This window comes from Ellagibacter isourolithinifaciens (assembly GCF_008831035.1).
In the GTDB taxonomy this organism is placed as follows: Bacteria; Actinomycetota; Coriobacteriia; order Coriobacteriales; family Eggerthellaceae; genus Ellagibacter; species Ellagibacter isourolithinifaciens.
The window spans coordinates 29,297-48,122 of record NZ_WAJR01000017.1; the positions used below are offsets into that span (position 1 = coordinate 29,297).

The 18,826-nt window shown below is 59.3% G+C and carries 16 protein-coding genes; 9 read left to right on the top strand and 7 right to left on the bottom strand.

Going from position 1 to position 18,826, the window contains the following annotated elements:
- Positions 1–368: 368 nt before the first annotated feature.
- Both F8C90_RS07350 and F8C90_RS07355 read right to left on the bottom strand, forming a co-directional pair.
- A complete protein-coding gene (locus F8C90_RS07350) occupies positions 369–1,349 on the bottom strand; it encodes an AEC family transporter (protein WP_158049872.1) in 981 nt (326 codons plus the stop codon).
- A gap of 118 nt (positions 1,350–1,467) precedes the next feature.
- Positions 1,468–2,625, bottom strand: a complete 1,158-nt coding sequence (locus F8C90_RS07355; protein ID WP_158049873.1) for a TetR/AcrR family transcriptional regulator — start codon at positions 2,623–2,625, stop codon at positions 1,468–1,470.
- 403 nt (positions 2,626–3,028) lie between these two features.
- On the opposite strand from F8C90_RS07355, the gene F8C90_RS07360 reads away from it, so the two are divergent.
- The 7 genes from F8C90_RS07360 to F8C90_RS07390 all read left to right on the top strand — a co-directional run bounded on the left by F8C90_RS07360 (position 3,029) and on the right by F8C90_RS07390 (position 11,824).
- Positions 3,029–3,925, top strand: coding sequence for a hypothetical protein (locus F8C90_RS07360; RefSeq protein ID WP_158049874.1), 897 nt, complete (start codon positions 3,029–3,031; stop codon positions 3,923–3,925).
- A gap of 566 nt (positions 3,926–4,491) precedes the next feature.
- Entirely contained in the window at positions 4,492–6,888 is a 2,397-nt protein-coding gene (locus F8C90_RS07365) for a molybdopterin-dependent oxidoreductase (protein ID WP_158049875.1), read from the top strand.
- A 15-nt stretch (positions 6,889–6,903) separates the two neighbouring features.
- On the top strand, positions 6,904–7,239 hold the full coding sequence (locus F8C90_RS07370; RefSeq protein ID WP_158049876.1) for a 4Fe-4S dicluster domain-containing protein: 336 nt from the start codon (positions 6,904–6,906) through the stop codon (positions 7,237–7,239).
- A gap of 140 nt (positions 7,240–7,379) precedes the next feature.
- Positions 7,380–8,636: an MFS transporter gene (locus tag F8C90_RS07375; RefSeq protein WP_158049877.1), complete on the top strand. Its 1,257-nt coding sequence runs from the start codon at positions 7,380–7,382 to the stop codon at positions 8,634–8,636.
- Positions 8,637–8,748: 112 nt separating this feature from the next.
- Positions 8,749–9,036 (top strand): hypothetical protein, encoded by a 288-nt coding sequence (locus tag F8C90_RS07380; protein WP_158049878.1) that lies wholly within the window; start codon positions 8,749–8,751, stop codon positions 9,034–9,036.
- 47 nt (positions 9,037–9,083) lie between these two features.
- A complete protein-coding gene (locus tag F8C90_RS07385) occupies positions 9,084–11,477 on the top strand; it encodes a molybdopterin-dependent oxidoreductase (protein WP_158049879.1) in 2,394 nt (797 codons plus the stop codon).
- Positions 11,478–11,485: 8 nt separating this feature from the next.
- Positions 11,486–11,824 carry a 4Fe-4S dicluster domain-containing protein gene (locus F8C90_RS07390; protein WP_158049880.1) on the top strand — a complete coding sequence of 113 codons (339 nt, stop codon included), beginning with the start codon at positions 11,486–11,488 and terminating at the stop codon, positions 11,822–11,824.
- Between the two features lie 180 nt (positions 11,825–12,004).
- Here the strand turns inward: F8C90_RS07390 and F8C90_RS07395 are convergent, their stop codons facing one another.
- From F8C90_RS07395 to F8C90_RS07415, 5 genes are all read right to left on the bottom strand, one after another.
- Positions 12,005–12,679 (bottom strand): DUF3800 domain-containing protein, encoded by a 675-nt coding sequence (locus F8C90_RS07395; protein ID WP_158049881.1) that lies wholly within the window; start codon positions 12,677–12,679, stop codon positions 12,005–12,007.
- Positions 12,680–12,829: 150 nt separating this feature from the next.
- Positions 12,830–14,494 carry a PucR family transcriptional regulator gene (locus F8C90_RS07400; protein ID WP_170264596.1) on the bottom strand — a complete coding sequence of 555 codons (1,665 nt, stop codon included), beginning with the start codon at positions 14,492–14,494 and terminating at the stop codon, positions 12,830–12,832.
- 258 nt (positions 14,495–14,752) lie between these two features.
- Positions 14,753–15,259 (bottom strand): aldo/keto reductase, encoded by a 507-nt coding sequence (locus tag F8C90_RS07405; protein WP_158049883.1) that lies wholly within the window; start codon positions 15,257–15,259, stop codon positions 14,753–14,755.
- Positions 15,256–15,729 (bottom strand): hypothetical protein, encoded by a 474-nt coding sequence (locus F8C90_RS07410; RefSeq protein ID WP_158049884.1) that lies wholly within the window; start codon positions 15,727–15,729, stop codon positions 15,256–15,258. Before F8C90_RS07410 ends, F8C90_RS07405 begins: the two co-directional genes overlap by 4 nt.
- 357 nt (positions 15,730–16,086) lie before the next feature.
- Positions 16,087–16,554, bottom strand: a complete 468-nt coding sequence (locus tag F8C90_RS07415) for a DUF1893 domain-containing protein (protein ID WP_170264597.1) — start codon at positions 16,552–16,554, stop codon at positions 16,087–16,089.
- A 225-nt stretch (positions 16,555–16,779) separates the two neighbouring features.
- Here F8C90_RS07415 and F8C90_RS07420 point away from each other — a divergent pair, with 225 nt between their 5' ends.
- Entirely contained in the window at positions 16,780–16,935 is a 156-nt protein-coding gene (locus tag F8C90_RS07420) for a M20 family metallopeptidase (RefSeq protein WP_158049886.1), read from the top strand.
- An 849-nt stretch (positions 16,936–17,784) separates the two neighbouring features.
- Positions 17,785–18,702, top strand: a complete 918-nt coding sequence (locus tag F8C90_RS07425; protein ID WP_158049887.1) for a LysR family transcriptional regulator — start codon at positions 17,785–17,787, stop codon at positions 18,700–18,702.
- Positions 18,703–18,826 lie beyond the last annotated feature (124 nt).

An 18,826-nucleotide genomic window follows, 5' to 3' on the forward strand; every position in this document is an offset into this window, starting at 1 on the left:
AAATCACCCGACCCCTGTCTCGTAGCTCGGGCGCTTTTGCGGAGGCAAGCGGTGACGGACCCCATCTCGCTTATCGCTCCGCGTACGGGAATCGTTCGTCTGGCGCCTGTCCCGTAGCCCGCCGTGGCGGATCTCGGCTGATGCCCCATTCCCATCCCTGCTTGTCGTGTATTCGCTACGATAAAACTCGGCACATGGGGATGCTGACGAAAACCCGTCCCGAATCATCGCGATTTGGATGAAGCGTCGGCGTGTGCGCAAGCTCCACTCCGTCGAGGTTCAGCTTGTCGTCCAGCCGGATGACGCTTCTGAATCCCGCCTCTTGCATGAAGGCAGCATCCTCCGTAAATGGTCTTTCCGTCTTGCGTCTACAGCACGAGGAACGTGACGAGTGGGATGGTGACGAGGGACAGCGCAAGCGTGGCCACGGTGATGCCTGCGGCATAGTCGCCGTAGGGGCCGCGCTGCGCGGCGATCATGGGGACGATGGTCATGGTGGGAAGCGCCGCGATGAGCGTGATGGCGGTCACCATGTCGGAGGGCAGCGGCGTCTGGTGCAGCAGAAGCGCGATAGCGCAAGGAAGCAGCACCATCTTCACAACGACGCCCACGTAGAGCTCTTTGCGTCTGACGGCGGCAAGGACATTCGAGAAACATAAGAGCGCCCCCAGGTAAATCATGCACATGGCCGAAGTGGCCGACGCCACCATGGAAAACGCATCGGCAAGCAGGCCGGGCAGCGGGATCTCGGCCAAGACGAATACAAAGGCGAGCGCCATGGCCACGATGTTGGGAACGAGCAGCACGTCTGCCACGTTCTTCGCCATATGGCGGAGGCTGTGGACGCTGCCGCCTTCCGTCTCACTCCCCTCGAAGTGCTCGGCCCTGCGCTCCTTGGGCGTAGCCAGCCACACGCCTAGTGTCCAGAACACGGGCGTGTCCACGATGCTGAAGAGCGCCATGTAGAGTAGCCCCAGGTCGGGGAAGACCGACGACATGAGAGGAATGCCCACGAATCCCGTGTTGCCGAAGATGAAGCAGAACATGAAGACGCGTCCCTGGTCGTAGGGCAGTCGCATCAGCTTCATGAGCAAAAACGTGATGAGTGTGATGGTCGCGTAGAACCCGGCGGCGAGCGCCATCATGGGAAGGTTGTCGGCCATCGCTTGGCGCGTGCAGCCGGTGACCGTCGCGTAGAAGATGAGGCAAGGCAGGAGCACCTTGGTGATAAGCCTGGCGAACTCGGGCAGGAAATCGCGCTTGATGACGCCGATCTTGCCCGCCACGAAGCCGGTGGCCAGGATGAGGAAGAAGATGAGCATGGTATGCATGACTACGTCGAAAATCAAAGTGAGGGCGCCTTCCTGCCAGAATCGGAGCTAATGCCCTGATTTTAGTCGGGCGAGTCTCACTCTTTGGTGAGGCATGCAAAGTGCGAACAGGCAACCCTCAAGTGTCGAGACGAGCCTATTGTGGGAAAGACCCCTTCGTGAGGCGATCGAAGCCGCCCGAGACGAACTCGTCCAGCGTCCTTCGCGTCAGGCTCCAGTCATCGCGTTTGCCGAAGGGCGAGCGGGCGACCATGAGGCATCCGCTCGACTGGAAGAGCATCACCGCCTCGGCTTGGGGCAGGGGGATTCCTGCATCCGTGAGGACGCCGCGCGTGGGCGCGCTCGTCGGACTGGCGCCGAGACGGTTCATCCAGACGCGGGAGAACTGGGGGTCCTCTATCACGACAGCGTACTCATCCCGAACCCGCAGGCGCTCACAGAAGGGCATCTTCTCCGAAGCAGCGCATCGGCCGCACCCGAACTGATCGATGACGGTGCGGACGTCGGAGAAGGAGTCGTCCACGAGCTCCTGGTAGACCGCGAGGATGTTGGGGTAATAGTCATAGAACGTCGTCCTTCCGATGTTCGCCCCCGCCGCCAGCTCGCGCACCGAGATGCGGCTCAAGAGCTTCTCGGAAAGGAGATCGAGCAGGCTGCGCTTGAGCGCCGCGGGTACGGCGGAATCCACGATAGCGGGAGAATCGTATTCCACGTGCGAACCTCCCTGAGCGGTGGCAAAAGAGACATCCGTGAGGCTGAGGAAGCTCGCCAGCGCGGCTTTCGGCCCTTCGGCAAGTTTTCCGGCGAACCACCACCGCACCACTTCGCAGAGCGTCTTTCCAAGATGCTCTGCATAAAGCTCATCCTGCACGCCCGGCTTAATCCTCACGCTCGTCCCGATGCGCTCCTCGAAGAAGGCGACGAACTGGCTTTCGATAGCCTCCCAGAACAAATGGCTGCTCGGGCTCGCGAGCAGCGGTGCCAGCCGATCGCGTTGCTCGGCCAGATGGTAGAGCACGTGGAGAAGCTGCTCTTCCGTGCTGTCGGAAGAGAAGGAGTGCCCCTTTTCCGGCGCAGGGGCGATCACATGGGCGAAAATGTCCTTGCAAAGCTCGTCGAGCAAGGCGTCCTTCGTCTGGAAGTGTGCGTAGAACGTCGTGCGTCCGACGTCCGCGGTCTCGGTGATGTCGCCGACCGTTATCGACGCATAGCTCTTCTGTCGCAACAGCTCTTCGAATGCGCCGAAGATGGCGGCTCTGCTCTTGCGCACGCGTCTATCCATTGAATCGTTCATTTCGCCTCTCTTGTTCGAATGGCACGATGGCTGCCATTTGCCCTTGCCTGTGGTGTTCTCCTCTTGGAAAGATACGGAACACTATGTTCGGTAACCTATTATAAGTCTGCGAGGCATCATGAACGGCAGGGGCGAGATTGCGCCGTTGGCGTAGTTCATAGCCATCACGCTCTCGGGGCTGCTCCTGGGCTGGGAGGGAGGCGATGGCCTTCTGCCTCCTGGTGCTCTCCTCATCACGCTCGCTTGTCCCGCAGCCCGCCGTGGCTGATCGTGGCTGGTGCCCCATTCCCATCCCTGCTTGTCGCTTTGCACAATCTCGGTTGGAAAGCATTGGGCCTCTGTGCGCGCCTAGCTCACGTTGGTGCCCGCATAATGAGAAACAGGCCGAATACAAGGGGGTCCCATGGTTTCCTACACGTTGCCGGGAATGACGGAATTTCCCGACTTGAACCTGCTGTTCCTGTCGTTTTACCGCGACGCTCGCGACATCTTCTTCGACGACGTCGCGATAGAGAGCGTCTACGGCGGGTTCCCCGGAAGCCTTCTCTGCGGCGGGCGCAACAACCTCGGGGAGGCCATTTCTCTCGGCGACGTGGAGAAATGCCTTGCGCGATATCGCAACCTGGGCGTCGCCTGCAACGTCACGTTCACCAACCAGCTCGCAACGTCCGCCGCAATCGAGCGCGGCGCGTACGGCAAGCGTATCCTGTCCCTGCTTGATGAGCAATCGCCTGACGGCGACCTGCCCAACGGGGTGATTCTCTACACCGACGCGATGGATGAATATGTCCGAAGCACGCACCCTCGCCTTCGTCGAATATCGTCGACAACTAAGCAGCTGCCATCTGTCGAAGCGACGAACCGCGAGATCGGCGAGTTCGATCGCGTGGTGCTCAACTACAACCTCACTCATGACGAGCAGGTGATATCTTCCATCGACCATCCCGAAAAGCTCGAGGTCATGGCGAACGAGTACTGCACGCTCGGCTGCCCGTACCGCACCGAGCATTACCGCGCGACGAGCGAGAGCCAGATCAAGGGTGTCCCTTGCGCCTTCGAGTGCAAGCACAAGCCCGCGCCTCAGGCGTGGGGCTTCCTAAACGGCCTCATTGAGGGCGACGTCTTCCTGAAAAACGATCAAATCCGCCATTACGCGAACGATCTCGGCGTAGGCAGCTTCAAAATCGTGGGTCGGGGGCTTTCCCGCTACGATGTGATCGACTCGTACCTGTATTACCTGGTGAAGCCTGAGCATTGGTACGAGGTTCGCGACTACCTCATTCATCGAAGCTACCTCTAACGTCGCTTTCGATGCGCTGTTATTCGCGCTCGTCCGATTGCACCTAGTCTCAGCGACTTCTTTGGACAGGACTGCGGTTTCGTCTCGAATCGCAGTCCTTTTTTGCACAGGCAACGTATCTTACATTTGTGCATCTGCACAATCAATTGCCGTTTACCATGTGTCAACGACCTTTCAATTCGTCAATAATATGCTATCCAGGCGCCCCAACTAGTGCATTTTCTTTCAAAAAAATACCAGTTTGCGCAATCTACCTGCGAAAACAAACTGCCCAAATAAATCGCGGCAACTTTGGCTGCTCGACGGTGCTTTGTGCATCTGCACCCTCGCATACTAGCGTTATCTCGAAGGGGTTTGAGGGGGAAACGATTAAGGCGGGCTCTCGCCAAAGCACGAACTGCTTCTCCGCAAGTGCCGACGCCAATGGCTTCCTCAACTCCAAGAGACTCCCCCTGCGGGTGGCCGAAGGCGAGCATGCGCACCGCTGTTCTTGTGCGCTTGTCCCTCCATCGTCTCCGACCGCCCGCTGTGGATGACTTCAGACGAAGAGGAGAAGGAGAGAAGGAATGGAGCAGAAGAATCTCGAAGAGCTCTATCACAAGGGCGAGCTCGAGTGGGAAGAGGGGGAGTACACGGTTTGCCGTGGCTTCCAATGGACCCCTCCCGGATGTCACAACAGCTGCGGCATCCTGTACTACCTGAAAGACGGCGTGATGGACCACGCCGAGGGCGATCCGCTGTTCCCCTACAACAACGGCCGCCTGTGTGCGCGCTGCCTGAACCTGCACGAAGCGGGCTATCAGGAAAACCGCTTGAAGTACCCCTTGCTCCGCAAGAAGGAAGATCGCGGCAACATCGACGCTTTCGAGCGCATCAGCTGGGATGAGGCCCTCGACTACATCGCCAACTACGTGAAGAACGAGATCGACGGCAAGGGCTACGGCCGCGAATCGATCTTCGGCATGGTGGGTACCGGCCGCAACATCTGCTGGCAGGTCCCCTGGATCATAAACAATGCGTTCGGCTCGCCGAACACCTTCTGCGCGCTGTTCTCCGGCGACTCCTGCGCTGTTCCGCGCACGGCGGCGACCGTGGCCCTCATGGGCGGTTATCCGGTGTCCGACTTCGGCCAGTTCAACGAGCAGATGATGGATTACCCCGACTTCACCGTTCCGGGAACCATCCTCATCTGGGGCGCGAACCCGCTGCGTTCCAACGCCGACTGCTTCCAGGGCTTCTGGATTACCGACGCCATGAAGCGCGGCTCGCAGCTCGTGGTCATCGACCCGATGATCAACTGGATGTCCGCGAAGGCTGCGGTGCAGATCCAGATCCGTCCCGGCACCGACGCGGCGGTCGCGATGGCCATGAACCACGTCATCATGGAGGAGGACCTCTACGACCACGAATTCGTCGAGAAGTGGTGCTACGGCTTTGACGAGTGGCGCGAGCGCTGCTCGGAGTGGACGCCTGAGAAGGCGGCCGAAGTCGCCTGGTGCGATGCCGACGACATCCGCAAGGCTGCCCGCTTCATCGCTACAAACGGCGCCTGCGCCGCTCCTTTCGGCGTTTCGAACGACCAGAAGCGCAACGGCGTCGCTGCGTACCAGTCCATCTTCAACATGCTCGCCATCACCGGCAACTACGAGAACCCCGGCGGCAACACCATCGCCTACGACCCGTGGGGCACGGTCATGTCCTACGTCGCCGGTTGGGACGAGGGCGTCCTCACCCCCGAGATGAAGGCGAAGCGCCTGGGCGACAAGGAATTCCCGCTGCACTCCGTGGGCTTCTCCGCGCTCGGTCAGCCCGACATCCTCATGAAGGCGCTCGAGACGAACAACCCGCCGATGCGCATGAGCTTCTGCATGGGCACGAACCCGTTCGTGAACATGGCGCCCGACGCCTCCCGCGCCTATCACGCGCTTATGAACGTCGACTTCGCCGTCGCGTGCGACTACCGCATGACGCCGTACATCGCTGGCTGTGTTGACCTGGTCCTTCCCATCGCTATGAATTGGGAGCGCAACACGCTTCGCTGCTGGTTCACCCCGATGCGCGCGAACCGCAAGATCTCGACGTACTACGAGGCGAAGTCCGACGAGGAGATCGTGGTGCTGCTCGGCAACAAGATGAACCCCGAGTTCTTCCAGTCGAAGGGCATCAGCACCGACATGGACATGCTCGAGTACATCGTTCAGCAGGCTCCGAACCATACGTGGAGCTTCCAGGATCTCTACGACGGCAAGGCCGACGGCAAGAACTACGACTGGCCCGACCGTCCGTACTACCAGTACAAGACCGGCGGCCTGCGTCCCGACGGCCAGCCCGGTTTCGCCACCGCGACGGGCCGCATCGAGCTGTGGTGCACCATGTTCTCCAACCTTGGCCTTGAGCCTATGCCCAAGTACGAGGAGCCGGCCGAAAGCCCCGTCTCCACGCCGGAGCTCTTCGAGAAGTTCCCGCTCGTCCTTACCACGGGTGCGCGCAACTTCGAGTTCTTCCACTCCGAGCAGCGCGAACAGGCCCATATGCGCGCGACGTACCCCGATCCGCGTGTCCGCATCAATCCTGAGGACGCGAAGGAACTCGGCGTTTCCGACAACGCCTGGGTGTGGATCGAGGGCAAGCGCGGCCGCTGCCGTCAGCGCGCCCTTATCACCGAGGGCATCATGAAGGGCGTCGTCGAGGCTGACCACGGCTGGTGGTTTCCTGAGCAGGACGGCAATGCCCCGCATCTGTTCGGCGCGTTCGACAGCAACATCAACAACCTCACCGAAAACTGCAACCCCGGGCCCTACAGCTTCGGCGCCGACTTCCGCAGCACGCTGTGCAAGATCTATCCCTGCACGCCGGAGAACAGCGCGGTCATGCCTGGCACCGAGGTCGTGGTGAACGGCGGTTTCACGAAGAATCCCGAATACGGCAACCCGGCGGTCGCCGCGTACGGCGAGCAACAGTAAGAGAGGGGGACGAACATGAGCAAGATGGGTCTTTTCATCAACTACGACATCTGCTTCGGCTGCCACGCCTGCGAAATGGCGTGCTCCCAGGAGAAGAAGCTTCCTGCGGGCGAGTTCGGCATCAAGATCGCCCAGTACGGTCCGCACAAGAACATCAACGGCGATTGGGAATACACCTACCTTCCCATTCCCACCAAGCTGTGTGACCTGTGCGCCGAGCGCACCGAGATCGGCAAGCTTCCCAGCTGCGTGCACCACTGCGAGGCAGCATGCATGGAATACGGCGACATGGAGGAGCTCTCCAAGCGCCTTGTCGAGCAGCCGCGCTCCGTCGTGTTCTCGCTTGACTAACTGATTGGTCGATATCGCGCCCTTTGCCGGCGCCCCTCGGGGGCGTCGGCAAGCGGGGGGAGCGCGGTAACATCGAGTGATGTCGCTTCGCCGATGCGCGCGGGATTGCATCGGCGAGGTGCAACAATGAAAGGGGAAAAATGAACTACAAGATTATCGATGGCGAAAAGGTATACGGCTATCGCTGGATCATTCTGGCGCTCATGGGCCTTGCCTGCATCGTCGTGAACGGCTCCACGCTCGTGTTCGCGGGCATGGCCGGCATCCTTTTGAATCCAACAGGTCCGTGGGCCTTCGATGCCCAGCAGTTCATGATGCTCACGAGCTGCTCGTATCTGACTGGCTTTCTGTTCTGCATGGTAACCGGCACCATGGCCGACCGCATGGGCATCAAGAAGGTGCTCGTCATCGGCTTGGCAATCTCCGCGATCGGCGCTATCCTGCGCATCTTCTGGGGCGGGTTCGCCGGCATGTTCGTGACGTCGGTCATCTTCGGCTTCGGTCTGGCTGCTCTGAACGCGAACTCCGCGAAGATCATCAGCCTGTGGTTCCCTGGCAAGATGATCAGCGTCGCCATGGGTATTTATCTCTGCTGCGCCACCGTCGGTTGCGCGCTCGCCGTGCCGCTGGCCGGCATGGCCACCGAGCCCACTCCGGTGTTCGTCGCGGTCGCCGTGCTCTCCGTGATCGTCGCCGTGCTGTGGGCGGTGCTCTACAAGAAGCACCCCGATAACGAGCAGCGCATCGTCGAGCCTGTCATGAAGCATCTCGGCGTCGTCGTGAAGTCGAAGAACCTGTGGGTTGCCTGCCTCGTCATCGGCTTTGTCATGGCTGCCGGCGCGGTCAACAACGGCTACCTCGTCGCTGCGCTCTCCGGCGATCCCACCGTCGGCGGCAAGGCACTCGACTACACCTTCGCGACGCTCACTTCGTCTATCTGCAACATCACCTGCTCGGTTGGCGGCATCATGTTCCCGCTCATCTTCTCGAAGACCCACAACGAGAAGTGGTGGCTCGTCGGCCTGTGCGCGGCAGTTATCGTCGGCATCGGCATCTACTGGTTCATGCTTGACGGCATTGCCACTGCCGTGGGCGTCATGATTGTGTCCGTCCTGGTCGGCGGTGTGCTTCCGCTGTCGAAAGCGCTTCCGGCGCAGCTTCCCGACATCAGCCGCGAGCACATGGGCGCTGCAGGCGGCCTGCACTCCACCATCCAGAACGCCTTCGCGTTCCTCATCCCGTCCTATGTGGTGGCTCCTATCTGTGGCCTGAACTACGACCTGCTCAACGGTGCAGCGTATGCGATCCTGACGGCGCTTGTGCTGATTTCCGCCCTGTTCCTCCCGAAGCTCGTCACGGGCAATCGCGCCTCTGCGGCCGAGGAATCCAGCAAGTAAGACAACCTTTGCCTCGCAGCGCGTATCCCCCCTGTGCGCTGGGAAGGTCAAATCCCTCGCGGGCGGGACTTCGAAATCGGGGTCCCGCCCTTTTTGCTAGATAGGAGACGATATGTGCTGGGCGTGCAACCCTGTCTGCGGAAGGTGCAAGCCGCCGAAGCAGAAGGTCGCGACGTGCCCCTCGTGCGGCGCGGTCACGTTCTTCTCCAAGGGAGAAGTCCTCTCGGCGGGCAGCCTTCCTTGTCCCAAATGCGGCGAAGAGCTGTTGGGGATGGTCGCGGTCGCTTCCGTGTTGTGCCAGCGCAGTGGGAAATGGTGTGCGTGGCCTTGCGGGCAGGGCGACAAACCTGCGGATTCCGGCTTTGTGGACTGTCCGTACAACACGCCGATTGCGAATTGAAACGAAAACGACAAGGTGAAGTGAGAGAAATCGAGAGGGGAGAGAAGATGACGAAGTACAACGAAGAGCTCTATCGAGGCGAGCGGCACTGGAAAGAAGGGGAATTCGACGTGTTCCGCTCGACCCATTGGTCGGCGCCCGGCTGTCATAACGGGTGCGGTCTGGTGTATTACGTGAAGGATGGTGTGCTCGACCACGTCGAGGGCGACCCGCGCGCTGCCTTCAACCAGGGGCGCCTGTGCATCCGCTGCCTGAATCAACTCGAGGCGATTTACGGGAAGGACCGAATCGTCCACCCCATGCGCCGCGACCCCGCCAAGCGTGGCGACGACGGTGCGTGGGAGCAGTGCAGCTGGGACGAGGCGTACGACCTTATCGAGGAGAACGTTCGCCGCATCCAGAAGGACTACGGCCCCGAGTCCATCGTCGGGCTCGTCGGCACCGGGCGCGACGTGAACTGCCAGCTGGCGCTCACGTGCTATATCGCGTTCAAGACGCCGAACTTGGCGTGCGGCTTTCTGACGGGCGACTCATGCATGCTCCCCCGCATGGCGGGCACGATGATCACGCACGGCGATTGCCCCGTCGCCGACATGTCGCAGTTCTCCGAGCTACGCTACGACGATCCCCGCTACATATGGCCGGAAGTGTGCTTGATCTGGGGTAACAACCCGATCGTTTCCAACGGCGACGGCTTTTTCGGGCATTGGATCGTTGATGCGATGCGCCGTGGCGGCACGAAGCTTGTGGTCGTCGATCCTGAGGTCACCTGGCTTGCGGCGCACGCCGAGGTGCTCCTGCAGGTTCGTCCCGCGACCGATGCGGCGCTTGCTATGGCGATGATCAACGTGGTCATCGGCGAAGACCTTTACGACCACGATTTCGTGGAGAAGTGGACCTACGGGTTCGATGAGCTCTCCGAGCGCGTGAAGGACTGGACGCCCGAGCGCGCGGCGGAAGTGTGCGGAATCGACGCGGAGGACATTCGACGTGCCGCGCGACTGTTTGGCTCTGCGCGGCCTGCAACGCTGCAATGGGGCCTTGCGACCGACGCCCACGCCAACGGTGTTCACGAGGTGCACGCCATCATGGCGCTTTCGGCACTGACTGGAAACCTCGAGGCCCCCGGCGGAATGCGCATGGCGCGCCTTCCGTGGGACATGGAGCTCTCTTACTCGTGCGGGTGGAAATGGCTCGATCCAGAGCTTCAAGCGAAGCGGCTCGGCAACACCATGTCCCCCATGCATCAGTTCGGCGTTACGGCGTGTGCCCAGGCAGACTGCATGCTTAATGCCATCGAGACGGGCGATCCGTACCCCATCAAGATGCTCTATCTCGAGGGCACCAATCCCATCACGAACATGGGCGCCGAGGCTCCGCGCGTGTACGAGGCCATGATGAAGATGGACTTCAACGTGGTGCTCGACTACGTCATGACGCCGACGGCGAGCGCGGTTTGCGACCTGTTCCTTCCCATCGCGATGGCAGCCGAGCGAACCTCCATCCGCGAATGGTGGGCCCCGACGCGCGCGTGCATGCCCGTTGTGGCGCCGCAGGGCGAAGCGCGCTCGGACAATCAGATTACTATCGACCTGATCAACCGCTTGAACCCCGAGCTCGCGCACGAGGTCTTCCACGACATCACCACCGAAGCTGAGCTCTGTCAGTGGCAGATAACCTACAACTCGCACAATGCGCCGGAGGGGCAAACCTTCGCCGACCAGGTGGAGAAGGTCACGACGTGGCCGCAGGTTGAATACTATCGCCACGAGAAGGGCCTGCTGAGAACCGACGGCAAGCCAGGGTTCAACACGGCGACCGGCCGCATCGAGCTATATTCGCCCGCGTTCGCGTCGTTTAGGCTCGACCCGTTGCCGAAGTACGAAGAGCCGTGGGAGAGCCCTGTGAGCAGTCCTGAGAAGCTCAAGGAGTATCCGATCGTCATCACGACGGGGCATCGCTCCTGGGAGTTCTTCCACTCTGAGGGTCGCAATCAGGAAACGATGCGCGAGCTTCATCCAGACCCGCTGTTCGACGTGAACCCTGAGACCGCCGAGGAGTACGGAATTGGCGAAGGCGACTGGTGCTGGATTGAGAACGGTCGGGGCCGTTGCCGCCAACGCGCCCACCTGACGCCCCAGATGAAGCCGGGCGTGATCAACGCCGAGCACGGCTGGTGGTTCCCCGAGACCGAGGCCGGCGCCCCGAACCTGTTTGGCGTCTTCGACTCGAACATCAACAACCTCACCACGCAGATGGCGTACGGCGAGACGGGCTATGGTGCTCCGTACAAGGGCTTTTTGTGCAAAATCTATCGCTGCACGCCCGAGAACAGCGCACCGACCCCGACCGAAATAGTGGCAGGTGGCGGCTGGGATTACGAGCGCATCACCATGTCCAACCACGACGAGATGATCCATCCGTCCGAGAGCGCGTGCTAGGGGGCATCATGACTTACGGTCTTTTCATCGATTACGGGTATTGCACGGGATGCCACACTTGCGAGGTTGCGTGCAAGAAGGAACACCATCTGAAGAAGGGGCAATGGGGAATCCATGTGCTGCAGGATGGTCCCCGTCAAAAAGAGGACGGTTCGTGGGAGTTCACCTACCTTCCGTTGCCGACAAGCTTGTGTGATCTGTGCAGCGAGCGCGTTGGCGAGGGACGGCTTCCCATGTGTGTCCACCATTGCCAGGCGGGGGTGATGGAGTTTGGAGAGCTTGAGGAGCTGACGAAGTTGCAGCGTCGCACGCCGAACTCGGTCGTCTTCCGCCCCGCCGCGGGGTAGGGGGCACAGCTTCCACTCGATAGGGTGCTTAACGAGGTGAAACGGGGTCGGGCATCCGTCCCACCTGCAGAAAGGGGGGCCTTTCTCCACGGAGGGAGGCCCCCCTTATGTGCTTGGAACTGGATTAGGGTCGGGTGATTTCTCCCGCCCTGTTCTGCGAATGGAGCGCAGTCTTACGTATCAGATCGACATGCGACGTGCCTGCTTGAGCCAGTTCTTCTTGAAATCTCGGGACCCTCCGAAGAATTTGTTGTATGTCTTTCCGTCTTCGTTGGCGTCATATTTGACGGCGGCCAATTCTATAGTGCAGAAGTAGTCCGCGGCCTGTTCGAGCGTGTAGTCCGTCATCGAAGTTTTGCGGCGTTCCACCACACCTTTCGATAGCATAAAGCAGATGGACTGGTCGAGCGCCTGCTTTACGATGTCCTGACCGTTGTCGTAGTAGACTTTTACCTCGTCGAAGGACTGGAAGAACTGGAGGCGGTTATACAATAGATTGGAGATGTCGCGCTTCATACGAGCGGTGAGCTTCGCCAGGTCGTCGTATTCGTTTCTGCGGTAGACGAACGAGGTGTAGCTGATAGGAAGGCGGCGCACGAGCGCAGAGAAGGTGACGAGCATCTTTTTTCGTTGCTCGATAGTGAGGTTCCCGTATTCTTTGTGGCCATTTAATAATGGTTCGGAATGGAACGCGATGTTGGGTAGGCCAGCCACGGACAGTCGCTTCTCGTAGGCAAGAATTTCCCTCATGATATCGTTTGCCTGATCGTGGAAAACGAGGGTGAGGAGATAATAGCGCGCCTCGCCTCCACGGTCGCCGCTTTCATCTACGAATATACTGAGCTCTTTTGCCATTGGCCTCTTTGAAACATAGAAAAAATCGCCGGGGGACTTCCCCCGGCACTTGGAGGTAGCGACAAGCGCCACCAACATTCTTATATCACATGGCGGTATCTTCGCGCAAGATGAAAGGCGCAGGTGCTGCTCTGCTATGCCATTTCGCCCCTAGACAAGCAGCTGGCGGAACTTGTTCGAGGTGAGAATCTTGTACCGATAGCAGCTGATCAGGCGCTCGCGCGTGCCGAACTGTCCCAGGTCGATTCCGAAGCGCTTCTCGATGCTGCCGATGCGGTAGAGCACGTTGTTGCGGTGCATATGCAGCTGCTGCGCCGTCGGCGTGGTCTTGCGCTCGTTGAACAGGTAGCAGTACAAAAGCTTCACGTCGCTTATGCTGTGGCCAGGCTCGGCGGCGACGATGTCGTCCAAGATGGTGTGGTCCATGCAAAACGACCACAGGTCGGGGTCCGTCTCGCGCCCGTCGAGGCAGTAGTACGCGAACGCGTCGCCGAAGTGGAACACTCGCCGGCTGTCGATGTTGTCGAGCGGTCGCATTTCGATATCGATGCAGGATTTATACGACCGCGCGATGCGGGTTTGCGCGAACGCGAAACGAAGGTTGCGCAGGTGCTCGAACGTGTCTGACGCGTAAGCCGCGCATTTCATCTCCTGGCAAAACGCGTCGAGCTTCTCGAAATCCTCCTTGCGTCGCTCGACGTGCCCTTCCTTGCAAAAGCTCAGCACAAGAAGCGAATCCTCGTAGGAAAAGACCTGGTAGTCAGGGAAGGTCTTCTGCAACATGGATGCGACCCACGATGGCTGCTCGGAGTATTCGCCCCCACGGTAGTCGATCATTCCCAGTCCGAACCAACCCGTGGTATCTAGGCCAAGCAGGGATGATTGCTCGTCGAAGTAGGCTTGGGTCAACCGTGCGTTGTCGATGAGCTTTCTTAAGAAAAGCGCGGTGGGAGACTCGTTGAAAAACGCGCTGCTTACGATTTGTTGGCAGGCGTTCGATAGTATCCTGAACATATCCACCATGCCGGGCGTCACGTTATGGTTGTTGCAGACCATGACGATGTGGCCAGCGTAGGAGTTCCCGTCCTTCAAAACGCACGTGACGTACTTGAACGGAACGGTCTCGTCCGGCCCGAACACATTGACCTCCGCTTGATCGCGCCATTCTCCGAAGGCGCCGATCGACTCTGCGGCTTTGATGGCGTCGAGATTGTGGCAGCCCAGGCGCACGAGCTCGGTCGAAAGCGGATCGGCGGGCTCGATTTTTTTGGTACGTGCGATGAGGCTGTACGTTGAGTCGTTCACATCGATGAAGTTGTCGAACAGCTGCTCGCTCTCGTCGATGAGCTCCTGAATTGTGCCCTCTCTCGATACGATTCCCGCAAGGTTGGCTGCCCATTCACGTATCGAGAAGAGGCAGGAATAGACCGTCGACATGACGGCCCCCAAAAGCTTTGTCTTGCTGATCGGCGTTTTGCTGCGGACGATAACGAGCTGGCGCAAAAGGTCTGCGGGGAAGGGCGGCGCATCGGGCGAGAAAGGCTCGTCTTGCTGCAGGGCGATTAGCCCGATTGCATGCGAACGCTGCGCGAAAAGCTCCTCGGCATCGCTGGCCTCGATGACGTAGAGGGTGACGCGGTCGTCGTAAGGAGCCTGCTTATCGGGTGGAAGAGGGGCGCTGCACCAGGACACGGTGCGATTCGGGTTCTCAGGCGTCGAGACGATCTCGAAATCGCTTAGATGGTCGAGAACGATGTTGATGGTTGCCGTCCCAAGCGTGTTTCTCGGGAAAGAACTCCGTCCGCCAATTTCCATATGCCCCCCTTGCATCCCCTCATTTGCTAGCAACCATTATAGGGAATCGCCCCGCCAAAATGCGCGGCGCCACGAGGATGCGAAGTCTCGGCGCGAGCCTGGCTCCTTCTCGTTACGAAGAGAGGCGGATCACTCGATTTCTGCTCTGCCTGTGCAGTCTGCGGTGCGAAACGTAAACGCCGCAAATGAACAGGCCGTCCGAGGGGGGAACTCTTAGAGCGGCCCGCTTGCCTACGATATGAGGCCTCGGCGTCGCCTTTACTTGCCGGCCAGGGCGTCGTTTCCACCCTGCTCCTCCTCGTTCACGTTCATATGGATGATGCTCTTGTATCGTGGGCTCTCGCGCTCGAGTGTGTAGCAGTCGCCCTGAAGGCGCGGGTATCCGTCGAGGAACGCCGTGATGGCCGCCTCGTCCTCGGGCGAAAGTTCGAACCCGAAGATCTTGCAGTTATCGGCAACGTGGCGGCTGTTGCGCACGCCGACGATGGCGCAGGCAACGCTTGGTCGGTTCAGGATGTACTTAGTCGCGACATGCGAGACGCCGACGCCGTAGTGGGAGGCGATCTCTTCGAGCAGCTCGAGCAGCTTCTGATATCCCTCGTACCCGACGGAATCCTCGAGCACCTGGAGGTATTTCACCTGCGAGCGCGTCTCGGGCTTGATCGCACCGACGCCTTCCCACCGCTTCGCGAGAAGTCCGCCTGCTAGCGTCCCGTAGCAGACGTGCTTGATGTTGGCGCCTTCGCAATACTTCGCGTGCTCTATTCCTTTCCGCGCGAGAGCGTAAGGAAGCTAAAGGGGCACGTTGCGGGGGTGCCGCTGCGACGCGCGAAGCGCACGAGGAAGCTTACGCCCGAAAGCGCGAGTGCGATGCCCAAACCGGTGTAGAAGAAGGCGATGAACCACATCGGGACCAGGCCAAACGCGCGCAGCGAGATTCCGCCCGACATCATGATCGCCATCATGATGTAGCCCGATGCGTCGAAGAAGCGCCAAAAGCCGATTTTGTCGTCTTCGTAGGCGGCGATTCGATTCGAATGCTTGCCCACCATCTTCGAGAAGATCTTCATGTGGAACAGGGTGAACACCACGACGGCGCCGAGGATGATTGCCCAGACGTAGCTCATGTTGATTTGAGCGAACGCCTGGATGCCCAGCCAGGCAATGTTACCGCCGGCGGCAAGCCAAACAATGCCGGCGATAAGAAGCAGCGTGCGCTTAGAGACTTTGAACATATCCGTTCCTCCTCATAAGGAAGTTATTGGCTCAATCATATTCTCCAGCCTGGGAGAATGGGGCTATCGAGCCAAATCTACAAATATCGGGAAAGTCGACGATTATGGGCCGTCTTCCGCGGCACCGGGCGTCGTCGAGGGATTTCCGCCATCATGCAAGGCGGGCGCTGCAAACCGGATTGCCTGCGCCCGCTTCGACATCATCTATGGTATGACCCTTGTAGGTGAACATCAAAGGGTTCTTGTTCAGATACTGCGGCCCGTTCTCGACTTCGCCGTGATTGCATGTTTGCCCGTGATGGGAGCGCCTTGCTTGCCGAGGCGCCTCGGCGTATGCGCGACAGCTACAGCGGCCCACTACTTGCGCGAGGCCGCCATCTGGCGGGCGCATTCGCGAATCGCTCGTTCGGCTTCGCGTGGGTCGGAGATACCAGCGACGCAGGCGTCCATGGGACACTGCCCGTCACCCGCGTGGTTCATTATAAAGGGAACCAGGTCCTCGCAGCCGCAGGCTATCCCGTTTGCCAGCAGGATATCGCGTGCGGCCTCGCTCATGGCAATCGCGTAGACCACAGCGGGCTTGAGCTGCACGTACAGAAGAGCTGGCGCTTTGCCCACAACCTTGTCGGCGACAGACCAGCCCTCGAAGCTTCGGCCCTCGGAAATCCATTGGAGGAGGGGCTTTACGCCGCGTTCTCGAGTGATCGCGACCTCGTCGTTGCGAACGGCAACGCACGTTGCGCCCTCGGTGGTGAGAAGCGTTGCGTGTGCGAGTTCGGCGTCGTCTGCCTTGAGAGTGATGTCGTTCGGGGTTTCCAACTGCATCCAGGCTCCTTCGATGGCTCGTAAGACTCTCTGCAAAGCGTACCACGCAAGTGGATACGCGTCGCTTGTGACGAGTACAAAAGCCGCGCTCATCGACGATGGCCCCATTAGACACCCCCATCAAGATCTGCGTCGTCACCACCGACGAGGAGATGCGCATCGCGCGCGAGACCGACAACTTGGTAAGCCAGATGTAGCGGCAGGGCCGCGACGTTTGCGCGAACGATGAGGAACACCGTCGCTTTCGGCCCGATCTTTCCCGGTCAGGTGGAGATGTCGCATCTCCCGAACGAGTTTATTGCCATCGAGGACCTCGACAAGTGCACTGAAATCTACGTTCGCGCGCTCTCGAACCTGCTGACGCGCGAGAACAAGGGCTAACAACCTGAGTTACGCGAGCTGATGCGGGCTGCGAGACGGCGAGCGCGCGCGAGTGAGAATCTCCAGAGTGGCTCAATCTTGCGAAACTAGCAAGGAAGCTAATCGAATCTCGCAAAAGTACACAGCAAACAAGGAATTCTGGCACGAAAACCGAGGGATCCCACGGATGAAGCCCCTCCTCAGGAGGCTGCTGCGGGTTGATGGATCGCTCTCGAGAAGAAACGCCAGGCCGCACAAACGCCCAACTCGAGGGCTTTTCCGTCCCTACGCACTCCCCGTGGGATACCTCGGCTTTCGTGCCGGAATCGGCCATTCCTCGTGTTCTTTTTCGAAAGCAGAAGCAAGTATCTCGACTTCAGTCTTCGCACAACAACTCGTGGGGGTGGGTCTCACTGTTAGTTGCTTGGAACGCACTGACTCGCTCGATACTATTGGCTTGCGATTTCGTTAAGGCGAGTCAATGCATAGCGATAGTAACGAAAGAGGAGGATGTTATGTGTTTCAGGCCACCGGACACAACGTCAGGTCCGCTCATTTGCCCAGAATGCGGAAAGAAAATCGTGTCACCGAATTTCCGACCAGTTAATTGCCCCTTCTGTAAGGCTCCGCTTCCGCCCGAAGGCGCTCCCGCGGCTCCTTCGGCAGGTGGAGCACCAGTTGCTCCCGGCGCTCCGACGGTGCCGGGTGCGCCGAAGCCTCCATCTGGGAAATAGCTCAACTGACATAATGGCGCGACCCAGGGCTTTGCTACTGCCCAGGTCGCGCCATTTTGTTCTATCCAGCCAAATGATGGGGCTTCCATGATACAGTAATTACTATGCATTTCTTGACTGAGGGGGAGGCGGTCTTATGCATATTGAGTACCTGTATTATTTTCGGGACTTTTCCAAGTCGCTCTCGATATCGAAGACCGCGGCGGAGTATTACATGACGCCACAGGGTCTGAGCAGGGCATTGCACCAGCTTGAAAAAGACTTCGGTATCACTCTTATGGCCTACAACAACAATGCGGTGACTCTCACTCCGGCGGGAAAGGAACTTGCCGAGCGCGTCGAGGGCATAATCGCGCAGTACGACGACGCACGTGGGGCGCTCACTAAGTACAAGCTCTCGGAAATCGCCCCAAGTCAGGGAATCGTGAGGGTGACGGTCACTTCCTGCGTGTCGCGCTATCTGCTCACGTTGCTCGGCTTGCAACAGCCAGGCTTATTCCCCTTTGCGGTAAAAGTCAACGAGGCAAATATCTATCGCCTGGTTCCTCACTTATTGTCAAGGGAGAATGAGGACTGCTTGGGAATTGTGTCGTTTCCTGCGACCAATCGACATCGGCAAATCGTCGAGGCGGCAATCGAGGAAGAGGATTTGGTGTATCGCCCTCTCGCCGTGTCGCCCCTCGTTGCGGTGGTATCCGAATTCTCTCCGCTCTCTTCGAAAAAGGTGATTACTCCGAAGGATCTTGACTCATGTCAGATTGCGCGGTACCGGGATACTGTCCTAGGCGACGCTCTCGATGATTATGTAAGAGAAGACAATATCAAAACGATTACCAATGCTAGCTCTGTTGTGTACGACCAAGTCATCGAGCATCAGGCGGTCAGTTTTGCCCCTAAGCTCGCCGAGGGAATGCGAACGCTCCCTCAACATGTTGTCTTAAAGCCGACAGAAGGACTATTCAGCACGGAGTTCGGCACTCTTGTGGCTAAACGCAATATCTCTTCAGCCAATGTCGATCGCGTTTTGGATTATATCGAGCAAAAGCTCGAATGAGTAGTAAGCCCTCTTGGTACTGACAGTCAGCAAATTCCGGTACTGCGAATCAACCAATTGCGGTACCGCCATAGAATCCGTCGCAAGCATCCAATCCGGGATGCGATAGACGGAAAGGAATCAC